The sequence below is a fragment of the Lysobacter sp. TAB13 genome, from assembly GCF_052113885.1.
Classification (GTDB): Bacteria; Pseudomonadota; Gammaproteobacteria; order Xanthomonadales; family Xanthomonadaceae; genus Lysobacter; species Lysobacter gummosus.
The window spans coordinates 1-400 of record NZ_JBFRDR010000298.1; the positions used below are offsets into that span (position 1 = coordinate 1).

General features: G+C 54.0%; 1 protein-coding gene. It reads left to right on the forward strand.

Going from position 1 to position 400, the window contains the following annotated elements; all coding sequences use genetic code 11:
• Window positions 1-50 precede the first annotated feature (50 nt).
• On the forward strand, window positions 51-400 hold a 350-nt coding region (locus tag AB4Y92_RS26260; protein ID WP_441822290.1), incomplete at its 3' end, for a nicotinamide-nucleotide amidohydrolase family protein.

Sequence of the window (400 nt, forward strand, 5' to 3'; positions counted from 1 at the left end):
GCGTAATGGTCATATTTCTATTATTCCTGACGAAAATTAAGGGCAACGCGATGAGCAATCTTATTCACGACAGTAACAACACCATCAGCGAGCTGACGAAAAAGCTCGCCACTCAGCTTACGGACAGAGGTTTGCGGTTAACTACCGCAGAGTCCTGTACCGGCGGCAATCTCGCGGTTGCGCTTTGTGCCGAAGAGAACACGGCGGAATTTTATGACGTTGGCATGGTGGTGTTCAGCGATGCGGCGAAGGAGAGGATCCTCGGCGTGCGGCACGAAACCATTGAGCGCTTCACCGCCGTCAGTGAACAAACGGTGACCGAGATGGCCGCTAAAATTCGCGAAATTGCCGAGGCGGATATTGGCCTTGCCATCAGCGGCTATGCGGGACCAGAAGGCGG